The organism is Mycobacterium sp. DHQP2018-32-09 (assembly GCF_058148405.1).
Genome location: NZ_JBYVYK010000205.1, coordinates 1 through 386, shown reverse-complemented (window position 1 = coordinate 386; position 386 = coordinate 1). Strand labels below are relative to the sequence as shown.

The following is a 386-nucleotide window of genomic DNA, read 5'->3' as shown; positions in this document are numbered from 1 at the left end:
CCGCGCCATTGTTGCATAGTACGGTGATGATGAAGCTGGAGGCAGTGGGGCTGCGTGGAGCGGCTAAACTTATGCCTTCTGAACTTTCCGGTGGGATGGCGCGGCGTGCAGCGCTGGCACGTGCGATTGCGCTGGAGCCGGATCTCATCATGTTTGATGAGCCCTTTGTTGGGCAAGATCCCATCACCATGGGCGTACTGGTGAAGCTGATTTCTGAGCTGAACAGCGCGCTGGGTGTGACTTGTGTGGTGGTTTCTCACGATGTGCCGGAAGTGTTAAGTATTGCCGATCACGCCTGGATCCTGGCGGACAAAAAAATTGTCGCTCATGGCAGTGCCCAGGCGTTGCAGGCGAATCCTGATCCGCGCGTACGTCAGTTTCTGGAC

General features: G+C 56.7%; 1 protein-coding gene. It reads left to right on the top strand.

The genetic code is table 11. The annotated features are described in order from the left end of the window. Nucleotides 1–26: 26 nt before the first annotated feature. The coding region (locus tag AC30CM_RS27370) for an ATP-binding cassette domain-containing protein (protein WP_490120034.1) at nt 27–386 on the top strand (360 nt) is incomplete at its 3' end.